Here is an 18,216-nt window from a genome sequence, read left to right as displayed (position 1 = left end):
CATTGTATTGGAGATGTTGACGATGAGCAGAAAAAGAGACTTAGTAAATAAATATTCTTGGATAACAAACTCACTAATTAAGGTGTCAAGAATTTTTCCCAAAAGATTCTATTTGTCATTAATGAAAGTAATTAGAAGTCATGATAACAATATAGCATTGTTAATTAGATATATATGTTTAAAGAATTGCACAAAATTTTGTGGAGAAAATGTGGCTGTTTTTTCAAACGTTTATCTATACAACTTACATAATTTAGAAATAGGAAATAATGTAAGTATACACCCACTATGTTATATAAATGCTTCTGGTGAAATAAAAATTGGAAATGATGTATCAATAGCCCATAACTCAACAGTTATGTCTGAAGAACATAACTATTCTGATATAAATAAAAATATTAAAGATCAAGGTTATAAATTTATGAAAACAACTATTGAAGATAATGTATGGGTTGGCTCAGGAGTTAGAATTCTTGGAGGGAGCTATATTGAAACAGGAAGTATAATTGCTGCTGGTGCTGTAGTAAAAGGAACAATAAAAACAAATTCTATTGTAGGTGGAGTACCAGCAAAATTAATTAAGGAGAGAGTATAGACTCATGAAATTACTATTTGCACACGACCATGTTTTCTATAAGTATAATAAACAATATTATAGTACTGGTGGACTTTCTAAAGAAATGCTTGAGAGGTACTCAAATATTTTTGAAGAAGTTGTAGTAGTTAGCCGTCAAAAAGAAGTTGAATCACTTGAGAATAAGCTAACTTTAGCATCAACCGATAGAGTAACTTTTATTAGAGTTCCAGACTTTAAATCTGCAAGAACATATATCAAAATTGCAGAAGCAAAGACTATAGTAAAAAAAGCAGTTAAGAATTCTGATGTTGTAATAGCACGACTACCAAGTTCAATAGGTGATTTAGTCGTTGATGCTGCAATAAAAAACAGTAAGCCTTACTTGATTGAAGTTGTTGCCTGTCCATGGGATGCTTATTGGAATCACAGCATTAAGGGTAAATTATTAGCACCGTTCATGTATTTTTCTTTGAAATGGAAGGTTATTAAGTCACCTTACACGATTTATGTAACCAATAATTTTTTACAAAGAAGATATCCAACTAAGGGGAAGAGTACAAATTGTTCGAATGTAGCTTTAACAGAGTTTGATGATCAAGTTTTAGCAAGAAGGCTTGGGAGAATTGAAGGTATGCCAAATAACTCTAAATTGACAATCGGTACAACAGCGGCTGTAAATGTCAAATATAAAGGACAACAGTATATTATAGAGGCATTAGGTCAATTGAAGAAACAAGGGATAGATAATTTTGAATATCAACTTGTCGGTGGAGGCGAACAAAAATATCTAACGAAAGTTGCTGAAAAATATGATGTAGTTAATCAAGTTAAATTTATTGGGGTAATGCCACATAACAAAGTGTTTGAATGGCTTGAAACAGTAGATTTATATGTCCAACCGAGTAGACAAGAAGGTTTGCCAAGAGCTCTTATTGAAGCTATGAGTAGAGGAATTCCTTCTTTTGGTGCTAGAACAGCGGGTATTCCTGAATTATTAGATGAGAAATTCATTTTTAGCAATACAAAAGATAATATTAAACAAATATGTACTATATTAAAGTGCTTCGATAAAACTGTGATGAAAGAACAAGCAATCCAAAATTACAATGAGGCTCTTAAATATGACAAACAAATTATAGAAAAAAGAAGGTACGATTTCTTGGAACAATTAAGAAACGAAATTGATGTTTTATAAAGGGGAGAGAGGAGATAAAAATGAATAGAAACTATGCAATAATGCATAATGTCTCATTAAGAGATTATAATACTTTGAAAATAAATTGCAGAGCTCAAAAAATGTTATTCCCATACAATGAGGAAGGAATAAAAGAAGTAATCAATGACTTTAAAGGTAAGAATAGCAACATAGTTGTAATTGGAAAAGGTGCAAATATTCTTTTTTCAAAAGAATTTTACGGTGAAGATTATTTATTTATAAATCTTAAATTAATGGATCAGATAAATTATTGTAATGAACGTGTTATCTGTGGCGCAGGCGCTACACTTTCGCAGTTAAGCTGGTATACATTGGAGAACAATATTAAAGGATTTGAATTTTTAGAAGATATTCCAGGTACAGTTGGTGGAGCAATAATAATGAATGCAGGAACATATGAAGATAATATTAGCCAATTAATTAAGAAAATCAAATATTATGATATAGACAAGGATGTTATAATCGAAGAAACAGTGAGTATAGATGATTTTAATAGAAGAAAATCAAAATGGACTGATATTAATGCAATAGTTATTGCAGCGGAATTTGTTGTTAAAAAAGGAGATTATTTAGAATCCCTAGATGAATTATTAGAAATTAAGAAGAGAAGGTATTTAAAACAACCAAGAAATTATCCTAATGCGGGAAGCGTTTTTAAGAGACCACTTGTTGATGGTAAAGAATGGATGGTATGGAAACTCATAAATGATTCTGGTCTCCGTGGCATAAAAAAAAACGGAGCAATGATCTCGGAAAAACATACTGGTTTTATAATAAACACTGGTGATGCCACATATGACGACATATTCAATCTGATTAGTAGAATAATTGATACGGTGTATAAAAATTTTGGAGTCATACTAGAACTAGAGTGGAGAATAATTTAATGTAACTATTTAGAAATGTGGTGAGTGACGGTGAAAAAAAATAATATCGCGATATGTTTAATGAGTAAAGGAGTGTCAGGAGCAGAAAAAAGAATATTTAGGATTGCTTCATTATTGAATAATGCAACTAAGAAAACTTTTTTTATTGTTAATAGTGAATTATATATAGCTGCACAAAAAGATCAGGAATTATCTAGTAGGTTGAAAATTATCAATGATGAAAGTCGCTTGATCATTATTTCTGATAGCAAAATAGTAAAATCAAAACTCATGAGTTTTATACTACTAAACATAAAAGCGGCATTAATAATTCGAAAGTACAAAATAGGTGTGATGCATCTTGTATTAAATGGGCTTTATACATCTTTTGGCTCAAAGATTTTAGGGAGTAAAGTAATTTTTGAAGTAACTAGTCCTGATGTAGCAAAATCTCTAATTGAAGGCAAGCTAAAATATTTTAAGTGCAATATCGATAGAATAGTTGCAGTAAGTCCGACTGTAAATAATATATTGATAACCAAGTGGAGTGAAAATAACGAATATGATATGGTAAGAAAAATCACTTGTTCACCTATTCCATTCTTTATAAGTTCTGAAAATAATTGGGATGTCGAAAAAGAGAATCTAATAGTATTTGCTTCAAGGTTTATAGAGAGAAAGAATCCTGTTTTATTTGCAGAAGCAATAAAGTTGTTTTTAGATGAAAGACCAGATTGGAAGATTGCTATTTTAGGTAAAGGTCCACTAAAAGATCAAATTGAATCAATTTTACGAGACTATATAGATAACCGTGTGGTTGAAATTAAATATACTGAAAAACTATACTGGTTTTTAAGTAGAAGTAAAATTTTCGTTTCTCTTATTTATCCAGATAATTATCCATCACAAAGTGTTTTGGAGGCTATGGCTATGAAGAATGCCATTGTAGCTACAAATGTTGGAAGTACAAGTAAATTAGTGACAACTGCAAATGGTATACTTATTGATAAATTTGATAAAAAAGAAGTTTATGAGAAGTTAATAAAATTAAGTTCAAATCAAGATTTGATAAAACAAATGGGAGAAGAGTCAGTTAAAAAAATAGAAAATGACTTCTCTCCAATGGATTATATTAGCAATCTTACTGAGATTTATGATGAGTTTACTTGATAAAATAATTACCTATAGAAGGAAGATGTTATGAAGACCACTAAAAATATATCCGAGTTTACAAACTACATAAAAAATGCCCATAGTATAACACTTAAACGAGTTATAGCTGCAGTCTCGTTTAATATAATAATGATGCTATTTTTTTTAAGTTTGTATAAAGGCAATTTAAATTTTTCTACTTTATTATTGATGGGTGCCTTCTCACTTCTACTTTCACCAATATTTTTTGTAAAAGATATGTTCCACCCTATTTACATATTTATAACCATACAAATACTACCATTAATAAATTTCTTGGAAAAAGATTTATATGGTAAACCATTTAGATATGCAATGTGGTTAATTGATAATGAATATCACTTCATAATGGCATACTCATTATTAATTATCATTGTATGGTTTGTTTTTTTGTACGGTGGATTTTTAATTGTTTCCAATCAAAAATCGATAATTAGGTTAAGTCCATTCAGATATGCATTGAATAGTCCGATAAGTTGTGCGAAAATTATACTAATTATTAGTGTCATAACATATCTTTATATCTTGTTTGAAATGGGTGGCTTCATGTCAATGATAAACATGATGAGTAATCGTGTAGAATTGTATTCTGGCAAAGCGTATCTAATTAATATTGTTAAGTTAGGAAGCTTAGCTTCTATACTGTATCTATATGGAGGACGAGTTAAATCTTCAGTGCTCATAAATGTGGCCACATTTATTGCAATGTCAACATTTGGTGGGAGAGAAAGAGCATTCTTTGGTGTGGTTTTTCCATATTTAATATTCTATAATTATTCATATAAGAAAATAAAATTAAGAAATTTAATTTTTATAATTATACCAGCTGTTTTTTTTGGAATATTATGGGGAAATCTTAGGCGTTATGGAGACTTAAGTCTGATGGGAGTAGAGTTAGGGAACCTATTATTCGCAGTTGCAAGAGGAAAAGCTACTGCTGATATTTTACCATCATTGATTGCCCTCCTCTTAAATGGAGATATACAATTTAATTTTGGAAAAACTTTAATAAATATCTTTTTTGCACCTATTCCAAGAATATTATGGAGTTCAAAGCCGAGTATCGATGATGCAGGAATAGTTGGAGAAGCAATATTAGGACAAAATTATTGGGGACTTCCTCCTAGAAGTTATGGATTAGCATTTTTCAATTTTCACTGGTTTGGTGTTATACTATTAGCGGTTATAACAGGGGTGATCATCAGAAAGTTATATAATCGAATGCTTAAAACAAGAGTGACTACAGATATTTCGGACTTTTGGATTGTTCTGTTTTATTCCTTGAATATTAGATATATTTTCAATGTGTTCTCTACTGCTTCTCAAATTAATATAATTTGGAATACTGTTATGATATTACTTGTATATTTTATTGACAGAGTTTTGGTTAAAAAAAACAAAGTAGCATTAATTCGGGCACTAAAAAACGAAACATAAGGAAAGTTTAAGAGATGATGAAGAGCATGAGAAAAATATTAAAAAATAGTTATGCGTTTTCACTAATAACAAAAGTCACTTTAGTTTTCTTTGGAGTACTAAATACAGTGTTTATCAATAGGTATTTAGGACCAGAACTAAAGGGACAATATGAGTATATATTAAATATTATTAATATCGCAGTGTTAATACTAAATCTAGGAGTCTACCAATCATATCCATATAAAAAAAGAACTGATGATCAAGGGGATATAAGAGAGAAGTATTTTGCTATAATAATCGTTCAATTTTTAGCGTATGTGGTTATTTCTATTATTGTTTCAGCTTCTGTAAAGATGTTGGAAGTGACCTTTATGACAATGTTAATATCAATAATGATATTAACTAAACAATTAATGTTTATTTCAATGATTGAAAATATTAATTTGAGAAATTTATTAAATATCGGTAACCAAATATTATATACCATTATGTTGCTGATTGTCTTTATTGTAGCTCCACAAAATATTTATTATCTATTTGTAGTATTACTATTAAAAGATATTTTAATAATCACTAGAATTATTCGATCTTTTAGTTTTAAGTTGAGCAAAAGATCGTTTGATTTTAAGTTGCTTGTAGATGCAACTAGATTCGGATTTTATCCGATGATTACGGCATTACTTATAACAATGAATTATAGGTTTGATATAATAATCTTACGTAGCTATGTAGAATTTTCACAAATTGGTTTGTACACTGTAGGAGTTGGACTTGCTGACAAGCTGTGGATTATTCCAGATGCATTTAAAGATGTACTCTTTGCCAAAACAGCTATAAAAAACTCCATAGATGATATAAATATGAGTATCAAGATAAACATTATAATTAGTGTTTTCATGATTACTTTTATTGCAATCTTTGGGAAACCAATTATAAAATTTCTATACGGTGAAGATTTTATTGCAGCATATAGTGTGACGATAATAATACTTATAGGAATTATCCCAATGCTATTTTTTAAATTGATTAACACTTTATTTATTTCTGTCGGAAAACAAAAAATCTCTTTCATTGTTTTATTGATCTCTGTTATATTAAATATTATTGGTAATATTGTTATGATACCTATTTATGGAATAGTTGGTGCAGCATATGCGTCAATTATTTCATACTTTATATGCGGGATATCATTCTTGTTATATTATAGTAGAATCTTTAATGTTAAACTTTGGGATATTTTAATATTTAGCAAATGTGATATTAACAGAATAAAAGTATTTAAGAGATAATGGAAGGAGATTAAAATGTTTACTTTAAGAGATGTCATTCAAAAAGAAATTAAAATGGACAAGAAAAAGAGTATCATCGCAACTCTGAGTATTATTATTGGAAATCCCTCAAAGCGTGTGATTTTATTATACAGAATTTCAAAGATTAGTTATGATAAAGGGTTTTGTAAACTAGGGATTTTACTAAGGAATAGAATGATTTTAAAGTATGGTGTTCACATTAGCTTAAAAGCAGACATTGGGCTAGGGCTCGAGCTCAGACACATTAACGGAGTTGTGATTGGTGATGGCGTTAAGATAGGAAAAAATGTAGTTATATACCAGCAAGTGACGCTTGGTGGTCAAAATCTTGGAGATAGTGTCAAAAATAATTACCCTATTGTTGGTGATAATGTAATTATCTTTGCTGGTGCCAAGATTTTGGGAGATGTAATTGTTGGTAGTAATTCAATAGTTGGAGCAAATAGTGTCGTGATTAAGAATGTAGATGAGTATAGTGTATATGCTGGAATACCAGCTAAAAAAATTAAAGATTTAAAAGAACTATCTGAATGAAGTAAATACTAATAATAGATGCAGCCGGATTCATTGCATCCTCTCAAAAAATATTAGAAGCTTCTTATTTAATAAATAATAGGAACTTACCAACTTGATTGATAATTTTAAGCAAAGTCATAAGTAATCTAGACGTGCAAATATTAGGTAAGTACTATAACCTTAATTTCTATACGATAGATATAAAAAACAAGTACGACCTAACAATATATTCGAACATTACCAGCCAGATCACGACATAAATTTAGGATTTAAGCAGGAGTGCGATACTCTAATTAGAACCCCTTTGCATTTGTTGATTCAAACCTAACTGATTTTATGCGTATCATAGAGGCCTGTATAAAATACTTCTAGACGCCTGCTTGTGCATCATTAGGTTCTATGGGGGCAACAAAGAAACACTATTCTCTACAATTCACAATATGGGTCAGCCAGTCTCTCTTTTGCTGAACGGAGAAATCAATTAAGTTGAGGGCCATATATATAGTAGTTTTTATGATACTCCTATGAAGGGCTTTACTAATCCAGTTCAGTCTTGAGATTTATCAATGCATAGAAGCGAAGAAAGTCTATATGTATAGGCAACTTGGGGATATTTAAAACCTATGCAGATGTAGGAGATTTAGAAAGAGAAATTAACTTTAAGTCATCTAAGAGTATTGAGGACGGGATTAAGAATTTCGTGGACTGACGTACAATATTACAAAGAAGAATTATAAAGCTAAATTCAAGAATATAAAAAAGAAATGGAGTGTTAAAATGAGCCAAAGAGAATTATTAGTTGAACGAAGTACTTTAAAAGGTAAGATTAAGTTAAGTGGTGCTAAGAACAGTGCTTTAAGATTGCAAGCTGCATCAATCCTAACAGATGAAGAATTAATCATAAGTAATTTCCCTAATGGTTTATCAGATGTTAAAATTCATAATGAAATGTTGGAAAGTTTAGGGAAGAAAATAGATGCTGTAGGGGATACGTTAATTATAAGCGGAGGCATCAATTCATCTGAACTTATTTGGAATAAAAGGTCTATTAGAAATACATTATTAATTTGGGGAGCTTTATTAGCGCGTAAAGGGTTCTCAAAGGTTCCACTACCAGGTGGCTGCAAAATAGGAGAACGAAAGTATGATCTTCATCAAATGGTGCTTGAGTCATTAGGGGCAAGAGTTTGGGTTGAAGATGATTATTTATGTGCTGAATCGAATGGTCGACTTAAAGGTGCTGATATTCATTTGCCATTAAGATCTACAGGTGCTACTGAAAATGCAATTCTATCATCATCACTAGCAATAGGTAAAACAACAATTTGGAATCCTCATATTCGTCCAGAAATTCTTGATCTCATTGATATGTTAAATAAAATGGGAGCAAACATTGAAGTAAGAGGTAATGAAAGTATTGTTGTTTACGGTGTTGAAAAATTGCACACAGCCACTCATAAAGTTATTCCTGATAATATGGAAGCACTAACGTTTCTTGTTGCAGCTGCAATAACAGATGGTGATGTAGAAATATTAGATTTCCCATCAATGCATCTAGAAATACCATTGATTTTCTTGAAATCAAGTGGTCTTAATATATATGAAGGACAAAGTTCAGTAATTATTAAAGGTAGTACATCGTACCCTTTAGAAATAAGTACGGGACCTTATCCCGGTATTAATTCTGACATGCAACCATTACTTGCAGTTTATTCATCTCAAGCGAAAGGAATGTCTAAAATTGTAGACCTAAGATTCCCAGATAGATTTGGATATGCAGCTCAGTTGAAAAAAATGGGTGTTGATACAAATGTAGAGAATAACTTACTTGTTATAAAAGGAGGGAATTCATTAACTGGGGCTGATGTTTTTGCAGATGATTTACGTGCTGGAGCTGCATTACTCTTAGCAGGTTTGGTTTCCGATGGTATTACAAGAATTAGCAATGCTGAACAAATTGAAAGAGGATATGAAAACTTTATTGAAAAGTTTCAAAGCTTAGGAGCTAAAATTAAGTGGAGTAATTATAACAACTAAAGAACTAGCACTTGGATACAACATAGAAAAAGTAGGGTAACAGTAAGAAATAGAAGTGAATAAGGTAAAAAGAAAGCCCATCTTAGGTTATAAAAGCTCCTCACGAATGAAGGGGTGGGGAGTTGAAGTGACTAAGTCACTTTCTTTATAAATAACTAAAAAATAAATTTGTCTTCTTAGTAAACACATGCAGATTAAATGTAAGGTATTAGTTATTAAATGAAGGTATAGTGCTATTTCTTCATATCTATAAAGAAGTGCTCGATGAAGTTAATTTGAAGTGCTTTTAAATTAGATAAGGAGGATAAAGATAGTTAGCAGAAGTAAGCATTTATAATAAATTATATAAGGGAGATGAGAGGATGAAACATCGAATTTTTAAAGTAATATCATTAGTATTGATAGTGATGCTAATGATTACCCAAGGTATTTTTGCTAGGTCACAGAATAATATAACAAATTATAAGCTAAATGATACGACGCAAAGTAACATAGGAGAAAAAATTTTTTATATTGATAAAGGTGGAGAGGTTGAATACTTTTTTACAAATCAATCACAAGAAGATCTTTTTCATAATCAAAGAGAAGCAAGTAAAATAAACTCTGTTAATAATACACATAATATAAGAAAAGGTGACTTAAAGAAACAAGTTGATGTTCACAAGAGAAATGATTTAGTGCAACCTAGTAATACAAAAGAAATTACACAAGATCATTCTCAGAAAATGTGGAAAAGCAAAACTAATCATAACAAAAATTATATTCCTGGGGAATTAATAGTTAAAGTTAAGGAGAATGTAAAGGCTCTTGAAAAACAAAATATTTTTGCTCAGAATAGTTTAAAAGTTAAACAAAACTTAAATTCTATTAAAGCTGATCTTGTGACGGTTCCAAGTCATGTAAACATAGATCAGATTATTAGTAGGCTCAAGTTAGATGAAAGAGTAGAATATGTAGAGCCTAATTATTTATATCAACCCTTAAATATAACGACAGACCCGTTGAGTGGAGATTTATGGGGGCTTGAAAATCAAGGGCAATTAATCTATGGGATACCAGGAGTACCTGGGATTGATATTGATATATTAGAAGCTTGGGAGATAACTCAAGGTGCTGAAGAAGTTGTTGTAGCAGTAATAGATACAGGAGTAGATGTCAACCATCCAGATTTAAAGGATAGAATATGGATAAATCCTAATGAAATACATAATGGTATGGATAGTGATGGAAATGGATATGTAGATGATCTTTATGGTTGGGATTTTTACAATAATAATAATACCGTGTTTAATCCAGAAGATGGAGATGAACATGGTACCCATGTAGCAGGAACTATAGCAGCTACTTTGAATAACATAGGTATTGTAGGTGTTGCTCCTAATGTCAAAGTAATGCCACTTAAATTTTTAGGTCCTTATGGCGGAAGTGCAAGTGATGCTATATTAGCAATAGAATATGCTTCAAATATGGGAGTGAAAATCTCCAATAATAGCTGGGGTGGAGGCGGATATTCCCAGGCACTAAAGGAAGCAATAGAAAACTCTGGTATGTTATTTATCGCAGCTGCAGGTAATAATGGGTGGAATAATGATTTATACCGAACTTATCCGGCGAGCTATGAAAGTCCTAATATTATATCAGTAGCAGCAGTAGATAATAGAGGACATTTAGCTCATTTTTCTAATTATGGAGAAAATACCGTAGATGTAGCGGCACCTGGGGTGGGAATACTAAGTACAGTTCCTAAGGGACCAGAGATGGGAGCGGCTATACAAAGTGATACAGGAGCATATAAAACTCTTTTTCAAGGATTTGGGCTAGAAATTATAAGTAGCAATACTCAAAGAGTACAATTAATGGAAAGTGTAATGCAATTCTTTGATATAGATACACAAAGCTCAATTTTATTAGTACAAGATGATGAGAGTAATTTGGGAGATCGGAGAAATGTTTTAAGTTATTATGAAGATCCTCTAAAGGCATTAAAGTTCGAGAATTTAGATGTATATACAGTACCAGCTCATACCGATGGTCCAAGTATAGACATACTAAATGAATATGATGTAGTAGTGTGGTTTACAGGAGAAGGATCAGGAGATCAGTATATCAAAACCATAACAGAGTATGATCAACAAGTACTAATTCAATATTTAAATAATGGAGGGAATCTTTATTTATCTGGAAGAGATGCAGGTTGGAATATAGAATATACTGACTTTTACTTAAATTACTTAAATACACATTTTGTAAGTGAGGCAAATTATTTAGAATTTGTAAATGGAATGAGTGGGACAGTTTTTGAAAATCACACCTACCATTTATTACCTAGTATATGGATGGATTATTTAGCCCCTGCGAACTCAGATGGACAAGTAGCACTCTTTTATCCGGGGGATAACAATTATGATTATTCATATGATTATTATGATGGTACATCTATGGCGGCACCGCATGTTGCAGGTATAGCTGCATTATTATTAAGTGATGGAACAGAAGATATACTACAAATGAAAGCAAAGATTCTTGCTAGTAGTATGCCTTTACCTCATTTATCAGGGAAAGTTTTTACTGGAGGTTTGGTAAATGCAGCAGCGGCTTTAAAAATGGGAGATTTTTCTTTAGAGGATGATATTCCTGGAATTCCTTTAGAGGGTATCAATATTGGAACGTTGCATTATTTAGAGGATTTAGATGATGTATATCATATAGACTTAAAAGTAGGAGAAACAATTAATCTTTATTTAACAGCAGATAATGGAACAGATTTCGACTTACACCTATATGCACCATGGGCCAAAACAGTCAAAAGTACAGAGGGATTGCTAGCTTCTTCTGAGAATGCGGGAAGTGAAGAATTTATTCAATTTACAGCAGAAAAAACTGGAAGATATTTTGTTAATGTATATGCTTATAGTGGAATGGGATCATATACTTTAACTTATGATATGGGAGAAGAGATAGTAATAGATGATCGTAATTCTGCGTTACAATATGTAGGGGATTGGAAAGAAATTAATTCAGATTTTCATGAAAATGGCACAGCTAAAGTATTAAATAGTTCAGGGAGTGTATTTTTAAACTTTACAGGCTCAAAGATTTCATGGACTGGATTTAAGAATTCAAACCAAGGAATAGCACGGGTCTTTATCAATGAAGTATTTGCAGGAGATATAAACTTGTATTCAGCGGTACCTAAGTATAAACAAGTTTTATTTGAAAAAGATTTACCTTATTATGGAAACCATAATATAGAGATTAGATGGTCTGGACAGTGGGATCGAAGCGCAAGAAAGTCAGCTACCTCTATTAATATTGATACTTTTATGATATCAACTGAAAGCACAGCACCTCAGCCGCCTGTTATTTTCCAGGCTTCTTCAACAATTGAAGAGATTAGACTAGAGTATATGGGGAATGAATCAGGAGATGTAGCATACTACAAAGTGTACAGATCAACAGATGATATTAAGTATGAGCTAGTAGCATATATCGATTCCTATTCTATGCCAGATCATAATTGGTATAGAGATAGCGTAACAGAAGATAGAGATTATTTTTATAAAATGACAGCTGTTAATAATAGTGAGGTAGAGTCAGTTTATTCCAATACTGTAGTAGCTCGACCGATTATTCCTAATAGCGTATATGTTCTTCAAGATACTAGTAGACATATAGAGTATACAGGAAATTGGACTTTGGAAACAGGAGAAAGTTTTAATAATGGAACAAGGCATGTAACTTTAGAAGAAGGCGCTAAAGTCAAGATACCATTCACTGGTTATAAAAGTGAATTAAGTATACATACTGGTCCTGATATGGGAGTATTAAAACTTACTTGGCCTCATGGCACAAGTAACGAATATGACCTCTATAGTCAATATGGAGAAGGTACGTGGGGATTTGGAACTACCTGGGGCAGTAGAGCTAATGGAGAGTACTGGATACTAGAGTGTGTATCAGGTAAAATTAATTTTGATTATTCACAAGTATATGATATTACCTTTGATGCACCTCAAATACCTAGTGGATTAACAGGAGCAAAAGAAGGTAATAGTGTTAAATTAATATGGAGTGATAACCAAGAAGTCGACATATTAGGATATAAAGTCTGGAGAAGAACATCTCAAGAGAATCAATATACATTATTAAATTTAGTTGAAGATTCAAATTTTACAGATGATAGTATAGAGGAAGGAAAACATTATTATTATGCACTAACTGCCATTAATCATGCTGGATTGCAATCAGATTTTACTGGTGTAATAGAGATTATAGGAGGAGTCACAGGTCCAATTTTAGGAGAAGGATATTATGAAGAAGATGCAGATGGAATAACCTATAGTGGAAATTGGTTAAAACATAACCAATCAACACATAGTGCTGGAAGCATGATGTATTCTACTGAAACAGGAGCGTATGTTGAGTTTAGTTTTGAAGGAACAGGAATACAATGGATAGGTAATAATCGAAATAATGCAGGAATAGCAAAGGTAACAATAAACAATGAGAAGGCAGAATATGTTGATCTTTATAGTCCAACTAATCAATTTCAACAAATGGTATATGAGAAACAAGGTTTAGAATTTGGAGTTCATACTATAAGAATTGAAGTTACTGGGAATAAGAATGTAGGTTCCAGCAATACATTGGTTAGTATTGATGCATTTGATATTTATAATATTATTACTACACCAGGAGCACCAAAAAACTTAACAGCTATTAAAAATGGAATAACATCAGTTGATTTATCATGGTTACCAGGTTCAGACGAAGTTGTAGAATGGTATAATGTGTATCGATCTAGTACAACTGGGTATGGTTATGATAAAATTGCTAAAGTAACAAACATGATATTTACAGATGTAAATATTGATCCCTTAAAAGATTATTATTATGTAGTTACGGCAGTGGATTATGCTGGAAACGAATCAGATATGTCGAATGAAGTAAAAGTATTAGGTCATATACAAGAACAAATAAGAATAGAGGAAACTGCAGAAGAGATAATCTATAGTGGGAATTGGTTAAATCATAACCAATCAACACATAGTGGCGGAAGAATGAAGTATTCTACTGAAACAGGAGCGTATGTTGAGCTTAGCTTTGAAGGAACAGGGATACAATGGATAAGTAATATTCGAAATAATGCAGGAATAGCAAAAGTAACAATAAACAATGAAAAAGTAGAATATGTTGATCTTTATAGTCCAACTACCCAATTTCAACAAATGGTATATGAGAAGCAAGGTTTAGAATATGGAGTTCATACAATTAGAATCGAAGTTACTGGGACTAAGAATGTAGGCTCAAGCAATACATTGGTAAGTATTGATGCTTTTGATATTAATAATATTGTTACTACTTCACCAATAGCACCAAAAAACTTAACGGCTATTAAAAATGGAATAACATCAATTGATTTATCATGGCTACTAGGCTCAGACGAAGATGTAGCGTGGTATAATGTGTATCGATCTACTACAGCTGGGTATGGTTATGAAAAAATTGCTAAAGTAACAAACTTGAAATATACAGATGTAAATATTAATCCCTTAAAAGATTATTATTATGTAGTTACGGCAGTAGATTATTTTGGAAACAAATCAGATATGTCAAATGAAGTAGAAGTACTAGGTCACATACAAGAACAAATAAGAATAGAGGAAACGGCAGAAGTGATAATTTATAGTGGAAATTGGTTAAATCATAACCAATCAACACATAGTGGCGGAAGCATGAAGTATTCTACAGAAAAAGGAGCATATGTTGAGTTTAGCTTTGAAGGAACAGGGATACAATGGATAAGTAATATTCGAAATAATGCAGGAATAGCAAAAGTAACAATAAACAATGAAAAAGCAGAATATGTTGATCTTTATGGTCCAACCAATCAATTTCAACAAATGGTATATGAGAATCAAGGTTTAAAATATGGGGTTCATACCATAAGGATTGAAGTTGCTGGGACTAAGAATGTAGGCTCAAGCAATACATTGGTTAGTATTGATGCGTTTGAAGTGACTCAATTAATTGAAAGAAATTAGTTGTTTGATATGGTATTGATGTTCAATTAGTTAGACCAATTTGTGAAATAGGATTTTAATATTAATTCATTACAAATAGATTAAGTATCTATTTGTAATGAATTAACCTAAATTATTCATGAGTTATATTCTGCAGTAAGGTTGATACTATCAGGGTATGTAAAATAATAGAAAATTATTAGTTAATCTGTTAAAATAAAATAGTTAATGTTAAGTTTATAGAGTGGGATAAGATTACTATTAAGTCGATTAATTACTGAGGGTGATTTTAACACAACTAAAAACTAATTATGAGGGGATGTTTATGAAAAGTGTAGAAACAGTATTTCAAGAAAAATATAGCAGTCAACCGATACATATAGTTAAATCACCACTACGAATATGCCCATTAGGTGCCCATGTAGACCACCAACACGGTCTAGTAACTGGAATGGCTATAGACGCAAGCATCAACATGGCATATTCATCAAATAAAGACGGATATATAAGGGTTCAAAGCATAGACTTTCCAGATGAAGAAATATTTCATATCAAACATGTACCTGATATGATACCAGGGCATTGGGGTAATTACCTTAGAGGGGCGGTACTTGCACTAGAAGAAAAAAATATACTTCATTGTGGGATTGATGCAGTAATTAGTGGAAAACTTCCTATTGGTGGATTGAGTTCCTCAGCAGCAGTTACTACAGCATATCTATTAGCATTATGTGATGCCAATAATATACAGGCTACCAAAGAAGAGTTAATAGAGTATAGTCATTGGGTTGAAACAGAGTTTATTGGTCTTAATAATGGCATATTAGATCAAGCGGCCAATATCCTTAGTGAAGACGGGTATTTAATGTCTATGGATTGTAGTACTGGAGAGTACAAGCTAACACCTAAGCCAGACAATATGCCTGAGTTCGAAGTTGCCGTAGTATATTCGGGCGTAAGCAAGGCGCTTATTGGAACGGATTACAATAATAGAGTAGATGAGTGTAAAGTTGCTGCTTGTATATTAGAAGAATTAGCGTGTGGTACTATGTCTCCTATTAAAGAGATTAGATTAAGAGATGTAGACGATGAATTATACCAAAAATATAGAGAAGAACTACCAGGTAGATTTAGACGTAGAGCAGATCATTTTTATACAGAGAATCAAAGAGTTAAAGATGGCATAGAAGCTTGGGAAAAAGGTGATATAGAGGCATTTGGTAAGTTAATGTTCGAGTCAGGAGAAAGTTCAATACATAATTATGAATCAGGTTGTCCTGAGCTAACAACTATCTACAATATATTAAAAGATTGTCCAGGGGTATATGGTGCAAGATTTAGTGGTGCAGGGTATAGAGGTTGCTGTATTGCCATAATCAATCCAGAGTTTAAAGATGAAATACGAAAAAGAGTAGATGCAGTATATCCTGTAATGCATCCAGAGTATGCAGATGTTTATAAAGTGAATTTTTGTAAGACAGATGATGGTGCAAGAATAATACCGAATTATGATGCTAATACGGAGGTGAGTTAATTATGAAATGTATTTTGTTAGCAGCAGGTTATGCAACAAGATTATATCCTTTAACGAAAGATAAGCCAAAGTCCTTATTAGAAGTAAGTGGTAAAACAATACTTCAACATATATTAGATAAAGTTGAAGTTATTGAAGGTATTAATGATGTATATATCGTTACTAATGATAGATTTTATAATCAATTCAATGATTGGGTAAATCAATACCCGACAAATAAAGTAGTAAAAGTGATTAATGATGGAACAACCACTAATGACAATCGCCTTGGTGCTATTGCTGACATTCAATATGTAGTTGATAAAGAAAGTATTGAAGAAGATGTTTTAGTCTTAGCCGGGGATAATTTATTTGACTTTGATTTAAGAGATTTTGTTAATTTCTATAAAGATGTCAATAATGATTGTATAAGTGTTTTAGAAGTAAGCAATGTAGAGGATCTAAAAAGAACAGGCGTAGTAGAAATAGATGAGAATGGAATAGCTATTGGATTTGAAGAAAAGCCGCAAGAACCTAAGTCAAACTTAGCTGTACCACCATTCTATTTATATACTAAAGATACAGTAAATCGAATAAAAGAGTATTTAAATGAAGGCAACAATCCTGATGCACCAGGTAATTTTGTACCTTGGTTAATAGGAAAAAAAGATGTTTATGCGTATAAACTTCAAGGTAAGAGATATGATATCGGTACATTAGAAAGCTATGAGAAAGTTCAAGATATTTTTAAATAAATATTAGCTTATTATTTTTGGGGGAAAGTAATAAACTGTTGTTTGTTAATGATATCTAAGGTAAACTTTCTAAATACGATTGAGCGGATGAATATAGAATATTAGAGCTAATCATAATAAATGACCATTGATAATGTTGATAAATTAATGGTCATTTTTTGATATATAAGATGAAAGAAAGTTGAGATACGTATGTCTAAATATCTAAAAGCAAGTATTACAATTGTATTAGTACTTTGTTGGATGGGTGTTATTTTTTACATGTCCAGCCAACCAGCAACTCAGTCATCTGAACTATCTCGAGGGGTAACGGCTAATATTATTGAAATAGTAGAAAGAGTTATGCCAGATTTAAATATTCAAGTTGGGGATATTCACAAAGCTGTTAGAAAGAGTGCTCATTTTTTTGTTTTCTTAGTATTGGGGATATTGGTTATCAATATGCTTAAGATATGTGGCGTAATTGGTATTAAAGGAATCATTTTTACATTATTAATATGTATAATGATAGCAATAGCCGATGAAGTTTATCAGTTGTATGTACCAGGTAGGAGTGGGGAAGTCTCGGATGTAATAATAGATACTGCGGGCGCTTTAGTTGGAATTCTTATTTATAGTGCATTTAGAAAACGAAGAGATTAAAGTCTTTAACAAATGAATCATCTGAGAGATTAATAGAGTTCAATGAATAAGAGTTTGGTTAATGAGGAGGGGCGTAATGGGAACATTACTTTCATATTTAATTTTATTTTTTATATTGGTATGTATTCTACTATTACCAAGTTATATAAAA

General features: G+C 31.6%; 12 protein-coding genes. All 12 read left to right on the top strand.

Annotated elements, in window-relative coordinates; genetic code table 11:
• The first annotated feature begins 22 nt into the window (after positions 1–22).
• The 12 genes from EDC18_RS12545 (at position 23) to EDC18_RS12485 (ending at position 18,065) form a co-directional block, all read left to right on the top strand.
• Positions 23–595 (top strand): acyltransferase, encoded by a 573-nt coding sequence (locus EDC18_RS12545; RefSeq protein WP_132253665.1) that lies wholly within the window; start codon positions 23–25, stop codon positions 593–595.
• An 85-nt stretch (positions 596–680) separates the two neighbouring features.
• Positions 681–1,772 carry a glycosyltransferase gene (locus tag EDC18_RS12540; protein WP_207669215.1) on the top strand — a complete coding sequence of 364 codons (1,092 nt, stop codon included), beginning with the start codon at positions 681–683 and terminating at the stop codon, positions 1,770–1,772.
• 20 nt (positions 1,773–1,792) lie between these two features.
• The gene (murB, locus tag EDC18_RS12535) at positions 1,793–2,680 is read left to right on the top strand and encodes a UDP-N-acetylmuramate dehydrogenase (RefSeq protein WP_132253661.1); all 888 of its coding nucleotides are present in this window, start codon (positions 1,793–1,795) and stop codon (positions 2,678–2,680) included.
• Positions 2,681–2,740: 60 nt separating this feature from the next.
• A complete protein-coding gene (locus EDC18_RS12530) occupies positions 2,741–3,829 on the top strand; it encodes a glycosyltransferase family 4 protein (protein ID WP_132253659.1) in 1,089 nt (362 codons plus the stop codon).
• 30 nt (positions 3,830–3,859) lie between these two features.
• The gene (locus EDC18_RS12525; protein ID WP_132253657.1) at positions 3,860–5,287 is read left to right on the top strand and encodes an O-antigen polymerase; all 1,428 of its coding nucleotides are present in this window, start codon (positions 3,860–3,862) and stop codon (positions 5,285–5,287) included.
• A 14-nt stretch (positions 5,288–5,301) separates the two neighbouring features.
• Complete coding sequence (locus tag EDC18_RS12520) at positions 5,302–6,558, top strand: lipid II flippase MurJ (protein WP_132253655.1); 1,257 nt, start codon at positions 5,302–5,304, stop codon at positions 6,556–6,558.
• 15 nt (positions 6,559–6,573) lie between these two features.
• Complete coding sequence (locus EDC18_RS12515) at positions 6,574–7,113, top strand: serine O-acetyltransferase (RefSeq protein WP_132253653.1); 540 nt, start codon at positions 6,574–6,576, stop codon at positions 7,111–7,113.
• 759 nt (positions 7,114–7,872) lie between these two features.
• Positions 7,873–9,132, top strand: coding sequence for a UDP-N-acetylglucosamine 1-carboxyvinyltransferase (gene murA / locus EDC18_RS12505; RefSeq protein ID WP_132253651.1), 1,260 nt, complete (start codon positions 7,873–7,875; stop codon positions 9,130–9,132).
• A 362-nt stretch (positions 9,133–9,494) separates the two neighbouring features.
• Complete coding sequence (locus EDC18_RS12500; protein ID WP_132253649.1) at positions 9,495–15,176, top strand: S8 family serine peptidase; 5,682 nt, start codon at positions 9,495–9,497, stop codon at positions 15,174–15,176.
• Between the two features lie 304 nt (positions 15,177–15,480).
• A complete protein-coding gene (locus EDC18_RS12495; RefSeq protein WP_165878579.1) occupies positions 15,481–16,689 on the top strand; it encodes a GHMP family kinase ATP-binding protein in 1,209 nt (402 codons plus the stop codon).
• Between the two features lie 2 nt (positions 16,690–16,691).
• Entirely contained in the window at positions 16,692–17,423 is a 732-nt protein-coding gene (locus tag EDC18_RS12490; protein WP_132253646.1) for a nucleotidyltransferase family protein, read from the top strand.
• A 192-nt stretch (positions 17,424–17,615) separates the two neighbouring features.
• Positions 17,616–18,065, top strand: a complete 450-nt coding sequence (locus tag EDC18_RS12485) for a VanZ family protein (protein WP_132253644.1) — start codon at positions 17,616–17,618, stop codon at positions 18,063–18,065.
• Positions 18,066–18,216 lie beyond the last annotated feature (151 nt).

It is taken from the genome of Natranaerovirga pectinivora, assembly GCF_004342165.1.
In the GTDB taxonomy this organism is placed as follows: Bacteria; Bacillota; Clostridia; order Lachnospirales; family DSM-24629; genus Natranaerovirga; species Natranaerovirga pectinivora.
Note: the sequence above shows the minus strand (reverse complement) of the source record. Positions and strands in the feature narration are given on the sequence as shown.

Bases quoted from the DNA above. Each gene is read 5' to 3' on its own strand.
- EDC18_RS12540 (WP_207669215.1), top strand. From the start codon at position 681: ATGCTTGAGAGGTACTCAAATATTTTTGAAGAAGTTGTAGTAGTTAGC.
- murA (WP_132253651.1), top strand. From the start codon at position 7,873: ATGAGCCAAAGAGAATTATTAGTTGAACGAAGTACTTTAAAAGGTAAG.
- EDC18_RS12485 (WP_132253644.1), top strand. From the start codon at position 17,616: ATGTCTAAATATCTAAAAGCAAGTATTACAATTGTATTAGTACTTTGT.
- EDC18_RS12525 (WP_132253657.1), top strand. From the start codon at position 3,860: ATGAAGACCACTAAAAATATATCCGAGTTTACAAACTACATAAAAAAT.
- EDC18_RS12545 (WP_132253665.1), top strand. From the start codon at position 23: ATGAGCAGAAAAAGAGACTTAGTAAATAAATATTCTTGGATAACAAAC.
- EDC18_RS12530 (WP_132253659.1), top strand. From the start codon at position 2,741: ATGAGTAAAGGAGTGTCAGGAGCAGAAAAAAGAATATTTAGGATTGCT.
- EDC18_RS12500 (WP_132253649.1), top strand. From the start codon at position 9,495: ATGAAACATCGAATTTTTAAAGTAATATCATTAGTATTGATAGTGATG.
- murB (WP_132253661.1), top strand. From the start codon at position 1,793: ATGAATAGAAACTATGCAATAATGCATAATGTCTCATTAAGAGATTAT.
- EDC18_RS12515 (WP_132253653.1), top strand. From the start codon at position 6,574: ATGTTTACTTTAAGAGATGTCATTCAAAAAGAAATTAAAATGGACAAG.
- EDC18_RS12520 (WP_132253655.1), top strand. From the start codon at position 5,302: ATGATGAAGAGCATGAGAAAAATATTAAAAAATAGTTATGCGTTTTCA.
- EDC18_RS12495 (WP_165878579.1), top strand. From the start codon at position 15,481: ATGAAAAGTGTAGAAACAGTATTTCAAGAAAAATATAGCAGTCAACCG.
- EDC18_RS12490 (WP_132253646.1), top strand. From the start codon at position 16,692: ATGAAATGTATTTTGTTAGCAGCAGGTTATGCAACAAGATTATATCCT.